This is a genomic window from Brevundimonas sp., from assembly GCF_024711105.1.
In the GTDB taxonomy this organism is placed as follows: Bacteria; Pseudomonadota; Alphaproteobacteria; order Caulobacterales; family Caulobacteraceae; genus Brevundimonas.
Window position 1 is genome coordinate 1 of record NZ_JANJTL010000151.1, and the last position, 20,007, is coordinate 20,007.

The window sequence follows — 20,007 nt, forward strand, 5'->3', positions numbered from 1 at the left end:
GCCTGCGGGTCAAGCTCCACGCCGAGCAGCTGACCGACCAGGGCGGGGCTGAGCTAGCCGCCCGCTTCGGCGCCCTCTCGGCCGACCATCTCGAGCACCTGACGCCCGCCGGGATCGAGGCCATGGCCGAGGCCGGCGTGGTCGCGGTGCTTCTGCCCGGCGCCTACTACTTCCTGAAGGACAAGACCCCACCGCCGGTCCAGGCCCTGCGCGACGCGGCGGTGGCCATGGCGGTGGCGACCGACTGCAATCCGGGGACCTCTCCCCTCACCTCGCCCCTCCTGGCGATGAACATGGCCTGCACCCTGTTCGGGCTCACGCCCGAGGAGGCGCTGGCCGGCTTCACGCGGCACGCGGCTGCGGCCTTGGACCTCGCGGACGAGGCCGGAACCCTGGCCGTCGGCAAGGCCGCCGACCTGGCGGTCTGGAACATCGACGAACTGGCGGAGCTGGCCTATTGGCTCGGCGCCGCACCGCTTGAGCAACGCTGGCTGGCCGGCCGGCGTCTCGCCTGACGAAGAACCTCGAAGGTCCGATGGATACGACCCTGAAGAACACCCGTGTCATCCGGGCGCCGCGCGGGCCCGAGCGCATCGCCAAGACCTGGGCGGCCGAAGCCGCCATGCGGATGCTGATGAACAACCTCGATCCCGACGTGGCCGAGCGGCCCGAGGATCTCGTCGTCTATGGCGGCATCGGCAAGGCAGCCCGCGACTGGCGGAGCTTCGACCGCATCGTCGAGACCCTCAAGCGGCTCGAGGCCGACGAGACCCTGCTGGTTCAGTCCGGCAAGCCCGTCGGCGTCTTCCGCACCCACACCGACGCCCCGCGCGTCCTCATCGCCAACTCGAATCTGGTCCCCAAGTGGGCCACCTGGGAGCACTTCAACGAGCTCGATCGCAAGGGCCTGGCCATGTACGGCCAGATGACCGCGGGCTCCTGGATCTACATCGGCACCCAGGGCATCGTTCAGGGGACCTACGAGACCTTCGCCGAGGCCGGCCGCCAGCACTACGGTGGCGACTGGTCGGGCAGGTGGATCCTGACCGCCGGCCTGGGCGGCATGGGCGGCGCCCAGCCGCTGGCCGCCGCCATGGCCGGCGCCTCCAGCATCACCATCGAATGCCAGCGCAGCCGCATCGAGTTCCGCCTGCGGACCCGCTACGTCGACGTCATGGCCGAGACGTTGGATGAGGCGCTGGCCCTGCTCCAGAAATCCTTCGACGAGAAGAAGCCGACCTCGATCGGCCTGCTCGGCAATGCGGCAGACATCCTGCCTGAGATGGTGCGGCGCGGCATCCGCCCCGACCTCGTCACCGACCAGACCTCGGCCCACGATCCGGTCAACGGTTATCTGCCGTCCGGATGGACCGTCGCGGAGTGGGAAGACAGGCGCGTTTCCGATCCGGCCTCGGTCGAGCGCGCCGCGCGCGCCTCCATGGCCGTCCACGTCCAGGCCATGCTCCACTTCCAGAAGATGGGCATTCCGGTCACGGACTACGGCAACAACATCCGCCAGGTCGCTTTCGACGAAGGCGTGAAGAACGCCTTCGACTTCCCGGGCTTCGTCCCGGCCTACATCCGCCCGCTGTTCTGCCGCGGGATCGGTCCATTCCGCTGGGCGGCCCTGACCGGCGACCCGGAAGACATCCGCAAGACCGACGCGGCCATGAAGCGGCTGTTCCCGGACAACGCCGGCCTGCACCGCTGGCTGGACATGGCCGGCGAGCGCATCGCCTTCCAGGGTCTGCCGGCCCGCATCTGCTGGATCGGCCTGGGCGACCGTCACCGCGCCGGCCTGATGTTCAACGAGATGGTGGCCTCGGGCGAGCTCAGCGGCCCTATCGTCATCGGCCGCGACCACCTCGACTCAGGCTCGGTCGCCAGCCCGAACCGCGAGACCGAGGCCATGATGGACGGCTCGGACGCCGTCTCCGACTGGCCACTGCTGAACGCCCTCCTGAACACCGCCGGCGGCGCCTCCTGGGTGTCGCTGCATCACGGCGGCGGGGTCGGCATGGGCTATTCCCAGCACTCCGGCGTGGTGATCGTCGCCGACGGCACGCCGGAAGCGGCCATGCGGCTTGAGCGCGTCCTCTGGAACGACCCGGCCACCGGCGTCATGCGCCACGCCGACGCAGGCTACGAGATCGCCCGCGACTGCGCCCGCGAACAGGGCCTGGATCTGCCGTCGCTGGAGACCCGCTGATGAACCGGATCGTCATCGGCGCCGAGCCGCTCGGCCTCGCCCAGTTCCGCCAGGCCCTGTCCGGACCGGTCACGGTCGAGCTGGCTGACAGCGCCTGGGCCGCCGTCGAGGCGGGCGCCCAGGCCATCGCCGACATCCTGTCGACCGGCCGCACCGTCTATGGCGTGAACACCGGCTTCGGCCTGCTCGCCAACACCTCGATCGCCCGCGAGGATCTGGAGACGCTCCAGACCAACCTGGTGCTCAGCCACGCCTGCGGCGTCGGCGCGGACCTCCCGGATCCGATCGTGCGCCTCATGCTGGTGCTCAAGATCGCATCTCTGTCCAAGGGCGCGTCGGGCGTGCGTCGCCAGACGCTGGAAGCCCTGAACGCGCTGGTGAACGCCGACGTCCTGCCGGTCATCCCGTCGAAGGGCTCTGTCGGCGCCTCGGGCGACCTGGCGCCGCTGGCGCACATGAGCTGCCTGCTGCTCGGCGTCGGTCGCGCGCACCACAGGGGTGAGACTTTGGGTGCGGCCGAGGCCCTGTCCCGCGCCGGCCTGTCCCCCATGGAGCTAGGCCCCAAGGAAGGGCTGGCGCTGCTCAACGGCACCCAATTCTCGACTGCGACCGCAATCGCGGGCCTCGCCCGGGCCGAGCAGGTCTTCGCCGCGGCCCTGACCGCCGGCGCCCTCTCGGTCGATGCGCTCAAGGGCTCGGACGCCCCGTTCGATCCGCGCATCCACGCCCTGCGTGGCCATCAGGGCCAGATCGACGTGGCCGCCGCGCTCAAGGGCCTGCTCACCGGCAGCGCCATCCGCGAGAGCCACCGCGACGACTGCCACAAGGTGCAGGATCCCTACTCCCTGCGCTGCCAGCCGCAGGTCATGGGCGCGGTGCTGGATCAACTCCGCATGGCGGCCCGGACCCTGGTCATCGAAGCAGACGCAGTCACCGACAATCCGCTCATCTTCGCCGCCGACGGGGACGTCCTGTCGGGCGGCAACTTCCACGCCGAGCCGGTGGCCTTCGCCGCCGACCAGATCGCCATGGCGCTCTGCGAGATCGGCAACATCTCCGAGCGGCGGACCTCCATCCTGGTCGATCCGAAGATGAGCGGCCTGCCGGCCTTCCTGGTGAAGGAATCCGGCCTGAACTCAGGCTTCATGATCGCCCAGGTGACGGCCGCCGCCCTGGTCGCCGAGAACCGCATGATGGCCCATCCGGCCAGCGTCGACACGGTGCCGACCTCGGCCAACCAGGAGGACCACGTCTCCATGGCCGCGCACGGCGCGCGCCGCCTGCTCGACATGGCGGACAATACTGACGTGGTCGTGGGAGTCGAACTGCTGGCCGCCGCCCAGGGTGTGGAGTTCCACCGCCCCCTGCACTCGTCCGACAGGCTGGAGAGCGCCGTCGCTGCGATCCGCCGCGTCGTGGCCCCCTACGGCGCCGACCGGTACTTCGCGCCAGACCTAGAGGCCGCGGCCGGGCTGATCCGCGCCGGCCGCTTCCTCGAAGCCTCGCCCGGGCTGGGCGGCTGACCTACTGAGCCCCTGACGGCTCGACGGTCAGGACATACTCGCCGGTCTCGCCGGGGCCGTAGCTGCGCACCCGCAGGACGTACTCACCCGCGCTGGGCGCCGTGAAGTCGAGCAGAGAGTTCAGGTCCGAGAGGCCGTCGTCGTCGCTCCACTCGCCTTCGAACTCGCCGTCGACCATTCGACCGAGATAGAGGAAGGCATCGAACTCGTTCGAGGTCAGGGTGATCCGGATGCGCTCGCCCTCGGCGGTCGTGAACCGGAAGGCGTCGAAGTAGGCGCCGTACTCGTCCTGCGGATCGTCAGCGGAAAGCTCGCCCCGGATAGTGGAACCGACCACCAGGCTGCCCGGAGCCGGGGCCGGCCCAAGGTCAATAAGCCGGACCTCATAGGCCCCGCCTTCGGCCACGGCGTAGCTCGTCGCCCAGAACTCGTACTCTCCGTCCTCCGGCAGGGTGAAGGTGATCCGAGAGTCGGTGCCTTCGCCCAGCCCATCGTCATCCTCGGCGATCGCGGACAGGCCGTAGTCGCCGTGGTGGCCCAGCAGCAGGAAGCTGTCGAAATCGCCGGAGCGCATCTCCACCCTGATGCGCTGGCCGCGCTGCCCAGTGAAGGCGTAGGCGTCGTAGTTCGGCCCCTCGGCGGTCACGCCGTCGGTCGCCGTCAGCTCCCCGACGATCACCGCGCCGAAATCGACGCGCACCGGCTGCGGCGCCGGCCCGATGTCGGCCGTCTCGACCGAATAGGCGCCGAGCTCGCCGTCGGCGTAGGGGGTGACCCACAGCTCGTAGGTCCCGGTCTCCGGCGCGGTGAAGACCAGGCGGGAGTTGGTGCCTTCGCCCAGACCGTCGTCGTCGTAGGCCAGCAGCTCATGGCTGCCCTCGCCGTCCGGACGGGCGACGATCAACAGCGTGTCGAACTCGTCCGAGCGGGCGATGAACTGGGCGCGCTCGCCCTCCTCCAACCGGAAGGAATAGGCGTCATAGCGCGTCTCGGCCTCGCTCATGCCGTCCTGTTCGGTGAGCGCGCCGCGCAGGTCCTGACCCAGCCGGATACGGCGCGGGCGCGGCGCCCTGCCCAGGTCGCGGACCGTCAGGTTGTAGGCGCCCAGACTGTTCGGGCTGAACGATGTGGCCCGCACGATGTAGGTCCCGTTGGCGTCGGGCGTGAAGATCACGCGCGAATCCAGGTTTCCGGCGCTGTCGTCGTCGGACGTGATCTCCTCGAACACGCCGTCCGAGCCCATCCTGCCAACCCGCAGATAGGTGTCGAAGGTCTCGGACCGCATGGTCATCGACAGACGCTGGCCGCGGCGGACCTGGAGCCGATAGTCATCGAACACGTATTCCTCGGCCGTCATGCCGTCGCCGTCCGCGAGCTCGCCGTCAACCGCCGCGCCCACCGAGATCGCGCCCGGCGGCGGGGGCGGCGGAATCGGACCCCGGTCATTCAAGGCCACCACATAGGCGCCCTGCGAAACCCCGTCGTAGGCGCGCACCCGCAACTCATAGGCGCCATCGGACGGCGCAACCCAGCGTGCGCGTGAATCGGTGCCTTCGCCCAGGCCGTCATCGTCGTATGCGACCTGCGAGAAGCCCGTGTCGGCATCGATCTGGCCGATCTCGATCACAGTGTCGAAGGCCTGGGACCGGGCGATCGCTTCCAGCCGGTCACCGGCCCGGGCATTGAACGCGAAGGCGTCGTACCGCTGGCCATAGTCATCCTCGGCGTCCCCATCGAGCAGCGAGCCCTCCGCGGTCGCGCCGATGGCAAGCGGTTGCGGCGGCGGCAGGGGCTCCAGCGCCGTCATGGTGAGCTGGTAGTCGCCGCGCCCGGACCCGCCGAAGCTGCGCAGGCGCACGATATAGTCGCCATCCTGCGGCGCGGTGAACCGCAGCCGCGAGTTCAGGCCCTCGCCCAGGCCGTCATCGTCATAGAAGAGCTGAGTCCAGCCGCCGTACTCGTTCTCGCGGCCAACCTCGACCACGGTGTCAAAGGCCTCGGATCGAGCGATGACCTCGAGCCTGTCCCCGGCGCGCGCGCTGAATCGATAGGCGTCGAAGCGCGAAGTCTCTTCGTCTTCGGAATAGGCGTCATCGTCGGCCAGCACGCCCTGGATGTCGGCGCCGGGGGCCACGCTGCCCGGTTGCGGGATCGGAGGCGCGGGGCCGCGATCCGTGAAGCTCAGCGTGTAGGCGCCCTGCCCCATGCCGGCGAAGCCGCGCGCCCGCACTTCGTAAAGACCGGGCTGGGCCGCCGTGAAGCGGAGGCGGGAATTGAGCCCCTCGCCAAGACCGTCGTCGTCGCGGGCGATCTCCTCGAAGCCGTCTTGCCCCTCACGGCCGACGATCAAATAGGTGTCGAAAGCCTCGGAGCGCATGACCGCTTCGACCCGCGTGCCGGCCGCGAGGTTGAGGAGGTAGCGGTCGAGGAGCCCATCTTCCGGCGTACGGCTGTCGCCCTCGACCAGCTCTCCGGTGATGGTGTCGCCGAGCGCCGCCGGTGTAGCGGCGACCAGAACCGGCGCCTCTTCCTGTATCGCCGCGGCAAGGGCGGCTGAGCCTGCCGCCTCGGCAGCAGCGGCGGCGGCGTCCTCAGCCGCGGCCGCTGCGTCGGCGACGGGATCGGCAGCAGCGTACCCCGCGCAACCGAGCAGCAGAGCCAACGCGGAACCGGTGAGCAGACGATGGCGTGACATAGTGTTCTCCCCCGAACGGTGCGCGATGATAGACGCCCACGCCCCCCCGATGTAAACCGCCCGGGTTCCCACGAATCCTGATTTCCCTTGCGAGGACGCATGAGCCGGGCGCGGCTGATCGACGGCAAGGCGGCCGCCGCCGCGCTTGTCACCCGGGTGACCGAGGCCTCCGCGAGGCTGATCCAGTCCAGGGGCGTGCGGCCCGGCTTGGCCGTCGTGATCGTGGGCGACGATCCGGCCAGCCGCATCTATGTGCGCAACAAGGGCCTGCGCGCCCAGGAGGCGGGTTTCCATTCCGTCACCCACACCCTCGACGCCGCAACTTCCCAGGAGGAACTCGAGGCGCTCATCGGCCGCCTGAATGCCGACGCCGATATCCACGGCATTCTCGTCCAGCTTCCCCTGCCCTCTCACCTCGATGCGACGGGCGTGCTGGCGGCGATCACGCCGGACAAGGACGTGGATGGCTTCCACGTGGTCAATGCCGGTCGGCTGGCGGTCGGCCTTCCGGCGATGGTCCCCTGCACCCCGCTTGGCTGCCTGATGCTCCTGCGCGACACGCTGGGCGATCTGCGCGGTCTCGAAGCTGTCGTGGTCGGTCGCTCGAACATCGTCGGCAAGCCAATGGCTCAGCTGCTGCTGGCCCAGGACTGCACTGTCACCGTCGCCCATTCCCGGACGCGTGACCTGCCGACAGTCTGCAGACGCGCCGACATCCTGGTCGCTGCGGTCGGACGGCCTGAGCTGGTGCGCGGCAACTGGATCAAGCCCGGCGCCGCCGTGATCGATGTCGGGATCAATCGGATTCCCCATCCTGATCCCGCGCTCGCCGCGCAGGGCAAGACCAGGGTCGTCGGCGACGTCGCCTTCGCCGAAGCGGAGGAGGTGGCAGGCGCCGTCACGCCCGTGCCGGGCGGCGTCGGTCCGATGACGATCGCTTGCCTGTTGGCCAACACCTACACGGCCGCCGCGCGGACCGCCGGGATCGAGCCGGAGCAACTCTAGGCTACCAATCGGCGGCTCAGGCGTTAGGGTCGCGGCGCGTCATGGCGAGAATCCTCACCTACAACGTCCATCGCTGCGTCGGCGTCGATCGCCGCCTGGACGTCCCGCGCATCGCCGCGGTGATCGCGGACTGCGAGCCGGACATCGTCTGCCTGCAGGAGCTGGACGTCGGACGGGCACGCACTCGCGGCGTCGACCAGGCTCACGCCATCGCCGAACACCTGGACATGACCTTCCACTTCAACTGCGCCATGCGCGTCGAGGAGGAACAGTACGGCGACGCCATACTCACCACCCTGCCCGAGCGTCTCGTCCGGGCTGGGCCGCTGCCCACGGTGAGCGGCGTCCCGGGCCTGGAGCCGCGCGGCGCCCTGTGGATCGAGGTCGAGATCGACGGCCGGCCCGTGAACATTCTCAACACCCATCTGGGACTGGTGCCACGCGAACAGCGGCTTCAGGCTGCTGCCCTCGCCGGCAAGGACTGGCTTGGCGCCTGTGAGGGGCCGACCCTGCTGGTGGGCGACTTCAACGCCACGTCCCTGACCCGCCCGTACCGCAAGCTGACTTCCAAGCTCCGCGACGCCCAGAGGCACTGTGGGCTCGAGCGGTCAGTGAAGACCTTCCCTTCGGCCTTCCCTGCCATCCGGATCGACCATTGCTTCATCAGTCCGGAGATCCGCGTCCGACACGTGTACGCGCCCTATCATCCCCTGTCGCGGATGGCGTCCGATCACCTGCCGCTGGTGATCGACTTCGACGTCGAGGCGGAGTCGGCGATGGCCGCCTGAACCTCCTGTTCGAGCAGGGCCGAGAGGCGTCTGCGCCGCCAAGGCCGCCACGCGTCCGAGCGGCCGGCAGGATCACCCAGCTGGTATTCGGCGATGAACCGGCCCCACCAGCCGGGCTCATCGTCCGTCAGCCGCGCCATTCGGCCGGTGTTGAGATCGGCGATCGCCTGTCCAACTGACCGGCTGACAGCTTCCACGTTCGCGAAGGTGTTGGCCTCAACGCCCAGAAAATGCGCGATAAGGTTCTGCCGGAACGCGCGGATGAAGTCGTCGGCCGCCTCACGCTCCACGGCCAGGTCACACTCCGTGTCGAAACCGCAGGAGCGGTTGTTCAGATTGGTCGATCCGACGCGCAGCAGGCGATCGTCGATGATGCTCACCTTGGAATGAACGATGATGTTCTGTCCGCGCGCGGTGCGCGGCCGCCAGGCGCTGAGCCGTCCGAAGACATCCGCCTTGCGCAGTGTGCGCAGCAGAGCCGCGCGCGCGCCGTCCATGGTCGCCTGATCGAACCAGCTCGGACTCTTTCCCGTGGAGACCAGGACGACTTCCGGGCCATCCGGCTCCTCCAGCCGCTGAGCCAGCGCCGCCGCGATCAGGGGAGACGTGAAATATTGATTCTCCAGGTAAATCAGCTGCCTCGCGCGCCCGATTGATTCCAGATGCAAGGCTTCGTTTTCGCGGACAGCGGCGCGTCGGCGGGTCGCCGGCTGCGTGCGGCAGACACCGACCTCGGCATCGGTCATGTCGGCCCGCACGTTTCGCGGCCAGGGATCGGCCGGACCGGCCTCGGCCTTGAGACGCTCGCCCGTCGCTCGACGCCAGCGGTCCCGGAACAGGTCGCCGAGCGCCATGGCGGCCGGGCCGTCGACCATCATCATGACCTCGTGGCGCGGCTGGCAGATGATGCCGCTGGGGGTGCAGCGCCGGACATCGTCGTCGAGGTGCTCGGCGCTGTCCCAGCGGTCGATCGAGATATCGCCGCCTCCGCAGAAGGCCAGCCGGTCGTCGATGACCAGAACCTTCTGGTGGTGGCAGGATCCGATCGCCCAGGGCGGTTCGAGATGCATGTCCACCGTCCGACGCCGGAACCACTGCATGGCCTTGTGAGGATAGAGCCCCTGCGAGATCGCGATCGGCAGCGGCGACTTCCAGATCAGCAACCGAACATTGAGCTCGGGACGGTCTCGGACCAGCCGGCGCAGGACGTGACCCACCTCTCCTTCGGGGCCGGTCTCGTCTTCCGACAGCGGATCGAGGCGCGTGCGCGGGTCGAACTGCCAACCCAGCAGCGAGATCGTCCGCTCGGCCTTTTCGAGCGCCTCTTTGACGGCGGCGAAATAGCTGGCGTTCTCCACCAGCAGGGCCACCCGATCGGCCCTGGCGGTTCGCCAGCAGGTCACCCCTGGTTGAAGCAGCACGACGCACCCCCGATGCCCGCGCCAGTAGGCTAGCATTGCAGCGCCGCATAAACGAATATTCATGCCGAACGGCGTTGCCCGTGCGCCGGTTCCGGCTCATAAGAACGGCGCAGCTTTCAGACGAGGGAGGGGTTCGTGCAGGCGCTTATCGAATTCATCGCCGCCGTCGTCGCCCTCCTGGCCACGGCCGCCCTCTCTAATCTCGGCGTCGACCTGGAGCCAAGGCCGACGGAAACGCGGGAAATCCATCGCGTTCGCGACTGCCCCGAGCCGGTCACGCCTGTCGAGACCGCATCGAGGGCGAATCAGGACTGCTGATTCGCTCGCGCGGGCTTTGCCCGCGCCGATCCAACCGTTAGGCTAAGGTCTTCGCGCGCGGGCTCGGCAGGGGCGGGCTCGGCGCATGCGCTCGGCTTCCCCAGAGATCGACCCATGAAGACGCGCACGCGACCGCCGCTGGACCTGAAGGAAGACGGAGACGTCATCACGCCGGACCTGCAGACGGCCGACACCGCGACGCTGCCCGACACGGTCACGGAGACCGCGCCGGCCACTGCGCCTGAGCCGCAGGAATCGCTGCCTGCGCCGGCGGCCCGCCCGCGTTCCGACAACAGCGCCAAGGCGGCTTATCCTCTCGCCGTGGTCGCGGCCCTGCTCTGGATTGGCGGCGTGGCCTCCTACGCGGCCTATGAAGTCGGCGGCGGCAGGCTGGATCTCGAGCCGGTCAACATCGCCCTGCTCGCCCTTATCGCCGCAGCGCCGGCCGGGCTCGTGCTGGTGGTTGCTCATCTCGCCCGCCAGGCGGCGGCCCTGGCCGCGGAAGCGCGCCGGGCGCGAGACATGGTCGACGCCCTTGTCCTTCCTACCAGCGTCGCTGCGCGAGAATCCGGTCAGGTGCTGATCGGCCTGCGATCTGACATCGATGAGTCGGCTTCCGCGGCCGAGCGCGCCCGCAACGAGATCATCGCGCTCCGCGCCGCCATGGACGAGGAGACCCGTCGCCTGAACGAAGCCGCCGACCTGGCCCAACGGACGGCGCGGCGGCTTGCCGACCAGCTGTCCAAGGAGCGGGTCGAGATGACCGATCTCGGCAAACGGCTGGAGGGCCAGACCCAGGACGTGGTCGACACCATCGAGCGCCAGGCCCGTATGGTCGCCGACGCCTCGGACCTGGCTCAGACCCAGCTCCGCGAAGCCGAGGCCGCCCTGGCCGCGCGAGCCGCCGATCTGGCGACCGCCGCGGGCGAGGCCCAGGACGCCGCGCGCGCCGCCTCGGACGACCTTGCCCGCCAGACCATGCGGCTGGAAACCGCCGGGTCAGGTGTGGCCGATCAAATCCGGTCCGTCGAGGAGGGTCTCTCCGAACAGCGCGCCGCCTTGGTGCAGGCCGCCTTCGGACTGCGCCGCGACCAGGAGGATTTCTCAGCCCAGGTCGAGACCCAGCGCGCGCAATTGGCCGAGGCCCTTGCCCACACCCGGGTGGCGGGAGGCGAACTCGGGGAGAGCGCCGCCCAGAGCGCCAAGGCGCTACAGGACCTTGCGGAAGCCGCCGCCGATCAGGTCAAGGCGCTCGGCGAGCTGGCCGAAAACGAGGCCAAGACTTTCGACGCGCGCACGCGCGAGGCGCTGGACCGCTTCGAGGACCTTGCCGCCCAGGCCCGCCAGGACGCCGCACAGCAGACGGAACAGTCCCTGGCCAGCCTCAACGAGAGCCTGGCCCAGACTCGGGCGGCCGCGGACGCCGCCGTGGTCGAGGCCCGTGAACGGATCGAACGCCTATCCGAAGCCGTGTTCGCCGCCGGCCAGGCGGCGGACAGCACCGCCGAACAACGTCTCGCCGCCACCAACCGCATCATTGAGGAAACCGCCGGCATGGGCGAGGCGGCCGGCCGTCGCATCGCCGACCGGCTCGAGGCCAGCATCACCGACGCCCGTGCCGCTCTGGCCGACATCGAAGGCGCGCTCGACGACATCGACAGCCGCGTCGCCCGGCTGCCCGAGCAGGCCAAGGCCCGGATCGATGAAATCCGCGAGACGGTCGAAGCCAGCCTGCAGGCCGTCGGCGAGGCCACTCGCCGGGCCGCCGAGGAGACCCAGGCGGTCGACGCGGCCTTCCAGGACCGGGTCCGTAAGAACTACGACATGCTTTCGGAGGCCGTCCGTCTGATGGGTGTCGTGTCTGGCGAGGGGCTGTCGCAGGCCTCCCGCCGGGAGCCAGCCCCTGCCCCGGCCGACCCCGCTCCGCAGGAAGGATTCGGTCTCCGGGGGCGCCTCAAGCTTGCGCCCACGGGCAAGGACGAGGAGGTGCGGCGCGTGTTCGAACCGGCCGCCGCTCAGCCCGAGGCCCCGACTGAAAAGCTGTCCTGGAAGGATCTCCTGGCGGGCGCCGCAGAGCCGTCGGAGACGGGTGCGGATGAGGGTCCGCCGGCGGCGGAGGACAAGGACCTGACCCAACGGTTGACCGCCTCCATCCTCGACCTCGGTGTCGATCCGGGCGCCCTGCTGCCCCGGGCGCGGGTCGAGGAGGCCGCCGAGGCGCTCGGCTCCGGAAGCCCCGACCGGGCGCGCCAGATCGTCCGCCGGGTCGCCCCGGCCGCCGTCCGGCGCATCTCCCGCCGCGTGCTGACGGACCGTGAGCTTCGCGCCGAAGCGGAGCGCTTCGTGCGGCACTATGATCGCTCCATCGCCCAGGCCGTTCGGGCGGGCGACTCCCAGGCGGTCGGACACCTTCTCGTCTCTGAGCCAGGGCGGACCTACCTGCTGCTCGAGGCCGCCGTCGGCGACCTCGCCTGATCAGGCGGCTAGCGGTTTCCGCACTGCAAGCGCGCAGGCCAGGCCAAGACCTGAGAGCAGCGCCATGGCCACATAGCCGCCTGCCCCATAGGCGTCGAAGAGCGGGCCCGCCAACAGCGTCGCCAGCCCCATGAGCAGGCCGGCCGACAGGCTGGAGCTGATGATTTGAGCCGCGGTCGAGCTGTCTGACGGCGCCAGCCGATTGATCGCCTCCAGTCCGCCCAGGAACACCGCGGCGAAGCTCAGGGCGTGCAATATCTGGATTGGCCAGAGCGACCACTCCGGCGGAGAGGTGGCCAGCACCAGCCAGCGCAACGCCCCCGCGGCCGCACCCGCGACCAGCAAGGCGGCGGGCCCTACACCCAGCCGCTTGCGCCACGGCTCCAGCACCCAAAGGAGCACAAGCTCAGCCGCCACGCTGACGCCCCACAGCAGGCCCACGTCACGCGACGGGACTCCCTGCTCCGTCCAGATGATCGCCGAGAAGCCGTAGTAGAAGGCGTGGCTGGCATGAACCAGGCCGACGGCCGCGGCCGCCGTCATGAAGTTTCGGTCTCCGATCAGCTTCCCCAGGCCTTGCAGGCGATCCTGAGGCCGCGTGGGCGACCCACTCCCGACGGCTTCCCGCGGGAGACAAGTCAGGGCAGCCACGCCCGCCAGGGCCGCCGCTGCGACAGCCCATAGAAGCACCGCATCGACGGAGGCCCGCGCCAGAAGAAGGCCCATCGCCACATTGGCGACGATGAAGGTCAGGGAGCCCACGCCTCTCGGCCAGGCGAAGATGAAGCCGTCCCGCTCCGCGAGTCTGAGGGTGAGGGCGTCGGCCAGGGGTATCATCGTCGAGGCTGCCGTGGCGGCCACGAACCAGAGCGGGAGCCATAGGGCCACGCCCTCGACTAGCAGCGCCCCGCCATAGGCGGCGGCGGCCACCAGTCCCAGGAAGAACAGCGCGGTCCGCCTGAGCTTGAGTCCGTCCGCCCACACCGCCAGGAACGGCCCCGTGACGACGCGGGCCAGCATGGGCGTGGCCAGGATCATGGCGATCTCGGCCCCGCTAAGCCCCTGAGCCTCGAACCACAGGCCGGCAAACGGAAGGCTGACGCCGACGCCCGCGAAGATCAGTCCGTAGACAAGCGCCGTGGCCGGAAGGGAACGCATCGTGACGCCTTAGCAGAGCCACCGGATTCGCGCTTGACCCCACGGCCAAGTCACGGTGAACACGGACATGGATTCTGTAAACGCGCGGGCTCGTCGGGGGCTTTATCCCGAAATCGAGCCGTTCAACTCCGGCTTCATCGATACAGGCTCGATACACCGAGTCTACTTTGAAGAGTGCGGCGCTCCAGACGGCAAACCGGCGGTTGTGCTGCACGGTGGGCCTGGCGGCGCGGTGAACCCTGGCATGCGCCGCTATTTCGACCCCAAGAAATGGCGCGTCACCCTGTTCGACCAGCGGGGCTGTGGAAACTCCCAGCCGAACGCCGAGCTCGCCGAGAATGACACCTGGAAGCTGATCGAGGACATCGAGCGGCTGCGCGAGCAGGCAGGCGTCGAGAAGTGGACCGTGTTCGGCGGCTCCTGGGGCTCGACCCTGGCGATGGTCTACGCCCTCACCCACCCCGAGCGCGTCGAGGCGCTGATCCTCCGCGGCATCTTCCTGCTCACCGAGCAGGAAATCCGCTGGTTCTATCAGGACGGGGCCGGGCACATCTTCCCCGACGCCTGGGACCGCTTTCTCGAGCCGATCCCGGCGCCCGAGCGCGGCGACCTGATGGGCGCCTATTACAAGCGGCTGACGGGCGATGATGTCGAGGAGCGCCGCCGCTGCGCCGTGGCCTGGTCCACCTGGGAGGGTGACACCGTCAGCGTGAAGGGTCCCGAGGGTCGTCCGGACCGCTTCGCCGAGCCCGACTTCGCGGTGGCCTTCGCCCGGCTCGAGGTCTGGTACTTCATGAACAAGGGCTTCCTGCCGGAAGACGGCTGGATCCTGAAGAACATCGGCAAGATCCGCCACATCCCAGCCTGGATCGTCCAGGGACGGTTCGATGTGGTGACGCCGATGTCCGGCGCGTGGGCTCTGCACAAGGCCTGGCCTGAGGCGAAGTTCGAGGTTGTCGAGGACGCCGGCCACGCCTCGACCGAGCCAGGGATCATCGACGGCCTGGTTCGGGCCACCGACGCGGCCTCGCGGCTCTAGCCCTCGGCCTGCGCCTTTTCGGCGCGCTCACGCAGCTGGAAGCCGATGCGGCGCGGCGGCTCTTCAGGCTTGGGCTTGGGCAGCGCACTCAGCATGACGTTCAGCTGGGTGTGATGCTGGATCATCCTGACAGGCCGGCCGTGGTCGTTCACGCCCATGAAGATCAGCAGGTCCGGCCCCCAGAATCCCACGTCCTGGATCGCGAACGCTATGTCGCCCGGTCCGTTGACGATGCGGGCGCCGACCTCATGGTCCTCGTCCAGCTTCGACTCGAAATCGGCAATGAGGCGCGACAGCCTGGCGAAGGTCCACTGGGCCGGATCGCTCTGCATCCGCAGTCCGTCCGCCAGCGCCTGGGAATCGTCGTCGCCGCTCCAGGCCGTTAGCGGCACCGGGCAGTCCGGACAGTCCGCCTGTCCCGCCGCAGCGGCGGAAGGCGCGTCAATGCGGGGATTCTCCGCCAGCATCGCCTTGAGTTGCTCAGTCGTCGGGCGCTCGGTCATGGGCCCTAGATAACACCGCGGCTCTTCGGAAGCTCCAGATAGCGGTGCACCCGCACGCTCTGGACCAGGCCGAAGCCGATCATCACCGTCAGCATCATCGAGCCGCCCCACGACAGCAGCGGCATCGGTACGCCCACCACGGGGGCCAGCCCCATCACCATCGCGCCGTTGATCAGCACATAGGCCGCGAAGGTCGCGACGATCCCGGCGGCCGCCAGCCGGCCGAAGTGATTGTGCGACAGGGTGGCGATCCGCAGCGAGATGACAATGATGGCCGCGAAGCAAAGCAGGAGCGCGAAGGCGCCCACGAAGCCGAACTCCTCCCCCAGGGTCGCAAAGATGAAGTCGGTATGCTTCTCGGGGAGGAAGTTGAGCTGGCTTTGGCTGCCGAGCCCGAACCCGCGGCCCAGCGCTCCGCCCGATCCCATGGCGATCTTGGACTGCACGATCTGGTAGCCCGTGCCCGCCGGATCCGCCTCAGGATTGAGGAAGGTCAGCACGCGGTTCCGCTGATACTCGTGCATCCCGAACATGACGAACGGAGGCACGAAAGCGATCGCGGCCGCGCCCAGTCCCACCACCAGTTTCCAGCTGAGCCCGGCCGCGAAGATCACGGCGACGCCGGTCAGGCCGATCAGCATGGCCGAGCCGAGATCGGGCTGATTGGCGACGAGCAGGAAGGGAACGCCGACGATCGCGGCCGGAACGATCAGCTTCCAGTGGAACCGGGCCTCCTGGGCGGAGGCCCCGTGGTACCAGCGCGCCAGCGCCAGCACGACGCCGAGCTTCATGAACTCGGCCGGCTGGATGCGTGTCACCCCCAAGTCCAGCCAGTTCTTGGCGCCACCCGCCGTGTAGCCCAGGGGACTGAACTCCACGAGCAGCAGCAGCAGCAGGATGAAGCCATAGGTCGGATAGGCCAGGGCGTACCACCACCGCGGCTCGACCAGCGCCAGGCACAGCATCATGACGAACAGGGCGGCGAAGCGGATCGCATGCGGCGCCGCCCACGGCTGCCAGGACTGGCCGCCGAGCGAATAGAGCATCATCGCGCCGGTCCCCGCCACGATCGCGAGCAGCCCGGCCAGGCGCCAGTCGATCTGGCTGATCTTGACCGGCAGCCGGTCCCGTTCGCCGGGTCTGGTGAGGGCGGACGCCGTCATTGAGGCAACGACGAGAGGTGTTCGGACCCCTCGACCTCGTGCGGAGCCACCGGCTCCGGCGGCAACGGACGCTCGATGCGAGCGCGCATGTCGGGGTCTTTCAGCAGCACGGTTCGCATTACCTCCCGCGCGCGGGGCGCGGCGTCGGCGGAGCCGCCGGCCGGCGCATGCTGGATGATCAGGGCGATGGCATAGCGGGGCGCGTCGTGCGGCGCGAAGGCGACGAACAGGGCGTGGTCACGACGGCTCCAGACCGCGTTCCGGGGTCCCCGGCTCTCGCCGGGCCGATAGTCCCGCGACTGGGCCGTGCCTGTCTTGCCCGCCATGAGGATGTCTCCGAGCCCAAGCTGGGAGGCCCGGTACGCCGTGCCGGTCACATCGTTGGCCACGGCCGCCATACCCGCCCGGACAATGTCGAGTTGCTCGTTCGGGAACGGCAGGTGCTGGAAAGGCGCCTGCGGACGCTCCTCCTCCCCGACCGACCGGATCAGCCTCGGCACGACGGCCTGCCGGCCATTTGCGATCCGCGAAGTCATGACGGCGAGCTGAAGCGCATTGACCTCCAGCGCCCCCTGCCCAATCGCCACCGACAGCGTCTCACCGGGATACCAGGTCGGGTCGCCCGATCCGACGGCCTCGACATATTCTCGCTTCCAGCGGGTCGACGGCACTGTGCCGTCCGACTGGCCGCCGATGCCGATCTCGTAGGCCTGCCCGAAGCCCAGCGCCTCGGCCGTGCGCGCGATGCGGTCCACGCCTGCCCGGTTACACAGGTGGTAGAAATAGGTGTCGCACGAGTTCTTGATGGCGTCGTGCATGTTCATCGGGCCATGCCCGCCGGCCCGCCAGCAACGGAAGGTCCGCGCGCCGTAGCGATAGCCGCCGGTGCAGACCACGCGCTCGGCCGGATCAATGCCCGCGTCGAGCAGCGCCAGCGCCGTAGTCATCTTGAAGGTCGAGCCCGGCGGGAAGGTGCCGTAGATCGCCTTGTCGAGCAGCGGTCGCCGCTCGTAGTCCGCCCAGGCCCGATAGATTTCGGACGGCACGCCCGAGACGAACAGGTTCGGATCGAAGGACGGCGCCGAGACCATGCAGAGGACGTCGCCGTTGCGAACGTCCATGACAACGCACCCGCCAGACTCCTCGCCGAACACCTCAAGTGCGCGGTTCTGGACGTCGGCGTCGATCGTCAGCCTGACTTCATCGCCGGGCGTCGGGGGCTCGGATCCCTCGAGGTCCTCGCCGCGGATCCGGCCTTCGGCGTCGACCTCCACGCGCTGATAGCCGGGCGTGCCCCGCAAAGGCTCGTCGAGCGATCGTTCGACCCCAACCCGGCCTATACGGAAACCAGGGTGGTAGAATATCCCGGGGACCTCCTCCTCCGCCTCGCGCAACGCAGCCACGTCCCGGTCGGAGACCTTGGCCACATACCCTACCGCGTGGGCGAACGCCCCGCCGTAGGGATAGAACCGCACCTCGTCCATGGTCGCGAGCACGCCGGGCAGGTCCGACACATAGAGGTTCACCCGGGCGAACTCCTCCCAAGTGAGATCGGTCTTCACCGGAACGGGCACAAACCGGGGGGCCGCGTTCACCTCGCGGATCAGCCGGCGGCGGCGCTCGGCGGTGTCGGGCAGCAGTCTGGCGACCAGGTCCAGGGTCGCGTCCAGGTCGGGCGTGGCGTCACGTACGATGGACACTGTGAAGCTGGGCCGGTTGCCGGCCAGGACCACGCCTTCGCGGTCCACGATCCGCCCTCGCGGGGGCACCTGGAGCCGGTCGTTGAACCGGTTGGCCGTGGCTGCGGACGCATAGCGGTTGGCGTCCACCACCTGCAGGTGCGCCATGCGCGCCGACAGCGCGCCCAGGCCCAGCAGCGCACCGCCGCCGAGCAGGAAGGTCCGGCGCAGGAACGAGCCCTGCCGCTCGTTCACGTCGCGGAAGTAGATCGACGGCTCTTCGCTCATCCCACCACGCTCCTTTCAGGAGCCACGCTGGATCGAGCCGATCCTTGGTTGACTTGACGCGCCCGGATCATCGGAACCTCAGGTCTCCGTCGTCGAAGCGTTCCAGCATGATGTTGGCGAGCGGAAACAGCAGCACGGTCGGCACGATCTGCCAGAAGAGCGAGATCAGACTCGGCGGCATTCCGAAGCTGATGGTCACGACCAGATAAGCCATGGCGAAAGCGAGCAGGCAGGCGCCGACATACCAGCCGAACAGGAGGCGCGTGTCCTGGCCGGCGATGTAGGGCCGCGACAGAAGAACCAGGCCGTAGGGCGCCAGCAAGGCCAGCGGCCACAGCCCCAGCGGCGAGCCCCGAAACAGGTCGAGAAACAGCCCCAGCACGAGCAGCATCACGGGCGCCAGGATCGACGGTCGAATAAGCGGCCAGGCGAAAGCAAGCACCAGCGGGACCACGGGCTCAGGCAGGGTCAGACCGAACATCTCGATCGGCGTGGCCAGCACGACCGTCAGAGCGATCGCGGCCAGGGACGGATACACGATCCACTGGAGCGGCCCGACAACCCGAACCGCGCTAGGCCGGCGCGCCGCGGCGGGACGCCTCATTCCTCGGCTCCGTCGGGCTGGGGCGCTGCAGGTTCAGGCGTGGCCTGGGCTGCGGCCTCCTCGCGCGCCCTGGCTGCCGCGGCCTCGCGGGCGCGTGCGTCGGCGGCCTCGCGTTCACGGCGTTCCTGCTCGGCGAGACGACGGCGTTCTTCCTCCGCCCGGCGGCGGCCGGCGGCGTCATCGATCTGCGCCACCACCTGGGGTGTCGGCGGGGGCGCGGTGTCCAGGGCGGCGAGCGGCGGCGCGTCCAGCGTCTGGCCGTTCGCGAGCTGGCTGAAGTCTTCGAACAGCATGACACGCACGAAGTCGATCGCGCCGCGGTCCGAGAACAGTTTCACCCGCCAGGTGCCGTCGATGCCCCGCGCGGCGACACCGATCGGCAGGCCGCGCGGCACGCCGCCACCGTCGCCCGAGCTCAGGATACGATCGCCGACCTCCAGAGCGTCGGCGCCCCGCACGAACTCCAGGCGGGGATTGCCGGAACCGTCGCCCCGCATGATAGCCCGGGCATCGGTTCGCCCGACCAGCACAGGAATCTGACTCGCCACGTCGGTCACGAGAAGCACCCGGCTGACCGAACCGCTGGTTCCGACGACGCGCCCGATCAGGCCGTGCTCGTTGATCACGGGATTGCCGACTTCCACGCCCCGGCTCGAGCCGACGTCGATCAGACGAGAGCGCCGGAAAGGCCCCCTCGCCTCGGAAACGGACCGGGCGGTCAGCAGCGGCACATCGGGCTCGACCCGGACGCCGAGCATCGCTTCGTAGCGGGCGTTCAGGTTCCGCAGCGCCACGACCGCGTCCTGCTCGGCGCGCAGCCTCGCCAGTTCCTCCCGCAGGCGACGGTTCTCGCTCACGGCGAAGAAGTAATCGTCGATGTGATCGGACAGCTGCCCCAGCCATCGGACAGGGGCCGCGAACACGCCGCCCACAGGCGCCGCGGCCGTCTCGAAGCCCCCCCGCACAGCGTCGTTGGCGCCGCGCGGACCCTCATCTCCGCGGTCGAGCACCAGCAGGACGACGGCCGCGGCGACGGCCGCGACAAGCGCCAGCGCCGCCGCCCAGCCGAGCGGCACCTTGAGGTTTTCAAACGGCGAGTCGCGCAAGGCCACGCGCAGCTCCCAAATCGGGGTGAGGAA

At 69.2% G+C, this 20,007-nt stretch carries 16 protein-coding genes; 8 read left to right on the forward strand and 8 right to left on the reverse strand.

The genetic code is table 11. The features are described 5' to 3' along the window. The 3 genes from Q0M60_RS11860 to hutH all read left to right on the forward strand — a co-directional run. The coding region (locus Q0M60_RS11860; RefSeq protein ID WP_296819721.1) for an amidohydrolase family protein at nt 1-515 on the forward strand (515 nt) is incomplete at its 5' end. A gap of 20 nt (nt 516-535) precedes the next feature. Beyond that, nucleotides 536-2,209 (forward strand): urocanate hydratase, encoded by a 1,674-nt coding sequence (gene hutU / locus Q0M60_RS11865; RefSeq protein WP_296819723.1) that lies wholly within the window; start codon nt 536-538, stop codon nt 2,207-2,209. Then, nucleotides 2,209-3,732: a histidine ammonia-lyase gene (hutH, locus tag Q0M60_RS11870; RefSeq protein ID WP_296819724.1), complete on the forward strand. Its 1,524-nt coding sequence runs from the start codon at nt 2,209-2,211 to the stop codon at nt 3,730-3,732. Before hutU ends, hutH begins: the two co-directional genes overlap by 1 nt. Nucleotide 3,733: 1 nt before the next feature. On the opposite strand, the gene Q0M60_RS11875 is transcribed toward hutH, so the two are convergent. Next, entirely contained in the window at nt 3,734-6,427 is a 2,694-nt protein-coding gene (locus tag Q0M60_RS11875; protein ID WP_296819727.1) for a PPC domain-containing protein, read from the reverse strand. A gap of 99 nt (nt 6,428-6,526) precedes the next feature. Between Q0M60_RS11875 and folD the strand changes: the two genes are divergently transcribed. After that, nucleotides 6,527-7,432 (forward strand): bifunctional methylenetetrahydrofolate dehydrogenase/methenyltetrahydrofolate cyclohydrolase FolD, encoded by a 906-nt coding sequence (gene folD / locus Q0M60_RS11880; protein WP_296819729.1) that lies wholly within the window; start codon nt 6,527-6,529, stop codon nt 7,430-7,432. Between the two features lie 41 nt (nt 7,433-7,473). Continuing rightward, entirely contained in the window at nt 7,474-8,220 is a 747-nt protein-coding gene (locus Q0M60_RS11885; RefSeq protein ID WP_296819731.1) for an endonuclease/exonuclease/phosphatase family protein, read from the forward strand. Here Q0M60_RS11885 and Q0M60_RS11890 read toward each other — a convergent pair. Further along, the gene (locus tag Q0M60_RS11890; protein WP_296819733.1) at nt 8,163-9,641 is read right to left on the reverse strand and encodes a phospholipase D-like domain-containing protein; all 1,479 of its coding nucleotides are present in this window, start codon (nt 9,639-9,641) and stop codon (nt 8,163-8,165) included. The genes Q0M60_RS11885 and Q0M60_RS11890 overlap by 58 nt on opposite strands. 135 nt (nt 9,642-9,776) lie before the next feature. Here Q0M60_RS11890 and Q0M60_RS11895 point away from each other — a divergent pair, with 135 nt between their 5' ends. Next, entirely contained in the window at nt 9,777-9,959 is a 183-nt protein-coding gene (locus Q0M60_RS11895; protein WP_296819736.1) for a hypothetical protein, read from the forward strand. A gap of 114 nt (nt 9,960-10,073) precedes the next feature. Continuing rightward, a complete protein-coding gene (locus Q0M60_RS11900; RefSeq protein ID WP_296819738.1) occupies nt 10,074-12,434 on the forward strand; it encodes a tipN in 2,361 nt (786 codons plus the stop codon). On the opposite strand, the gene Q0M60_RS11905 is transcribed toward Q0M60_RS11900, so the two are convergent. Beyond that, on the reverse strand, nt 12,435-13,592 hold the full coding sequence (locus Q0M60_RS11905) for an MFS transporter (protein WP_296819740.1): 1,158 nt from the start codon (nt 13,590-13,592) through the stop codon (nt 12,435-12,437). It abuts the gene before it with no gap. A gap of 67 nt (nt 13,593-13,659) precedes the next feature. On the opposite strand from Q0M60_RS11905, the gene pip reads away from it, so the two are divergent. After that, the gene (gene pip, locus Q0M60_RS11910) at nt 13,660-14,631 is read left to right on the forward strand and encodes a prolyl aminopeptidase (protein WP_296819743.1); all 972 of its coding nucleotides are present in this window, start codon (nt 13,660-13,662) and stop codon (nt 14,629-14,631) included. Here the strand turns inward: pip and Q0M60_RS11915 are convergent. From Q0M60_RS11915 to mreC, 5 genes are all read right to left on the reverse strand, one after another. After that, nucleotides 14,628-15,134, reverse strand: a complete 507-nt coding sequence (locus tag Q0M60_RS11915; protein ID WP_296819745.1) for a DUF6173 family protein — start codon at nt 15,132-15,134, stop codon at nt 14,628-14,630. The genes pip and Q0M60_RS11915 overlap by 4 nt on opposite strands. 5 nt (nt 15,135-15,139) lie before the next feature. Further along, nucleotides 15,140-16,297: a rod shape-determining protein RodA gene (rodA, locus tag Q0M60_RS11920; RefSeq protein ID WP_296819746.1), complete on the reverse strand. Its 1,158-nt coding sequence runs from the start codon at nt 16,295-16,297 to the stop codon at nt 15,140-15,142. Continuing rightward, on the reverse strand, nt 16,294-18,264 hold the full coding sequence (gene mrdA, locus Q0M60_RS11925) for a penicillin-binding protein 2 (protein WP_296819749.1): 1,971 nt from the start codon (nt 18,262-18,264) through the stop codon (nt 16,294-16,296). The genes rodA and mrdA overlap by 4 nt, the downstream gene beginning before the upstream one ends. 67 nt (nt 18,265-18,331) lie before the next feature. Beyond that, nucleotides 18,332-18,868: a hypothetical protein gene (locus tag Q0M60_RS11930; RefSeq protein ID WP_296819751.1), complete on the reverse strand. Its 537-nt coding sequence runs from the start codon at nt 18,866-18,868 to the stop codon at nt 18,332-18,334. Beyond that, nucleotides 18,865-19,980, reverse strand: a complete 1,116-nt coding sequence (gene mreC, locus Q0M60_RS11935; RefSeq protein ID WP_296819754.1) for a rod shape-determining protein MreC — start codon at nt 19,978-19,980, stop codon at nt 18,865-18,867. The genes Q0M60_RS11930 and mreC overlap by 4 nt, the downstream gene beginning before the upstream one ends. Between the last annotated feature and the right edge of the window lie 27 nt (nt 19,981-20,007).

What these genes read in the sequence shown, in the direction of transcription:
- folD (WP_296819729.1), top strand. Translation starts at nt 6,527, where the DNA reads ATGAGCCGGGCGCGGCTGATCGACGGCAAGGCGGCCGCCGCCGCGCTT.
- Q0M60_RS11930 (WP_296819751.1), bottom strand. Translation starts at nt 18,868, where the DNA reads ATGAGGCGTCCCGCCGCGGCGCGCCGGCCTAGCGCGGTTCGGGTTGTC.
- hutU (WP_296819723.1), top strand. Translation starts at nt 536, where the DNA reads ATGGATACGACCCTGAAGAACACCCGTGTCATCCGGGCGCCGCGCGGG.
- Q0M60_RS11900 (WP_296819738.1), top strand. Translation starts at nt 10,074, where the DNA reads ATGAAGACGCGCACGCGACCGCCGCTGGACCTGAAGGAAGACGGAGAC.
- pip (WP_296819743.1), top strand. Translation starts at nt 13,660, where the DNA reads ATGGATTCTGTAAACGCGCGGGCTCGTCGGGGGCTTTATCCCGAAATC.
- Q0M60_RS11905 (WP_296819740.1), bottom strand. Translation starts at nt 13,592, where the DNA reads ATGCGTTCCCTTCCGGCCACGGCGCTTGTCTACGGACTGATCTTCGCG.
- Q0M60_RS11885 (WP_296819731.1), top strand. Translation starts at nt 7,474, where the DNA reads ATGGCGAGAATCCTCACCTACAACGTCCATCGCTGCGTCGGCGTCGAT.
- Q0M60_RS11875 (WP_296819727.1), bottom strand. Translation starts at nt 6,427, where the DNA reads ATGTCACGCCATCGTCTGCTCACCGGTTCCGCGTTGGCTCTGCTGCTC.
- rodA (WP_296819746.1), bottom strand. Translation starts at nt 16,297, where the DNA reads ATGACGGCGTCCGCCCTCACCAGACCCGGCGAACGGGACCGGCTGCCG.
- mrdA (WP_296819749.1), bottom strand. Translation starts at nt 18,264, where the DNA reads ATGAGCGAAGAGCCGTCGATCTACTTCCGCGACGTGAACGAGCGGCAG.
- hutH (WP_296819724.1), top strand. Translation starts at nt 2,209, where the DNA reads ATGAACCGGATCGTCATCGGCGCCGAGCCGCTCGGCCTCGCCCAGTTC.
- Q0M60_RS11915 (WP_296819745.1), bottom strand. Translation starts at nt 15,134, where the DNA reads ATGACCGAGCGCCCGACGACTGAGCAACTCAAGGCGATGCTGGCGGAG.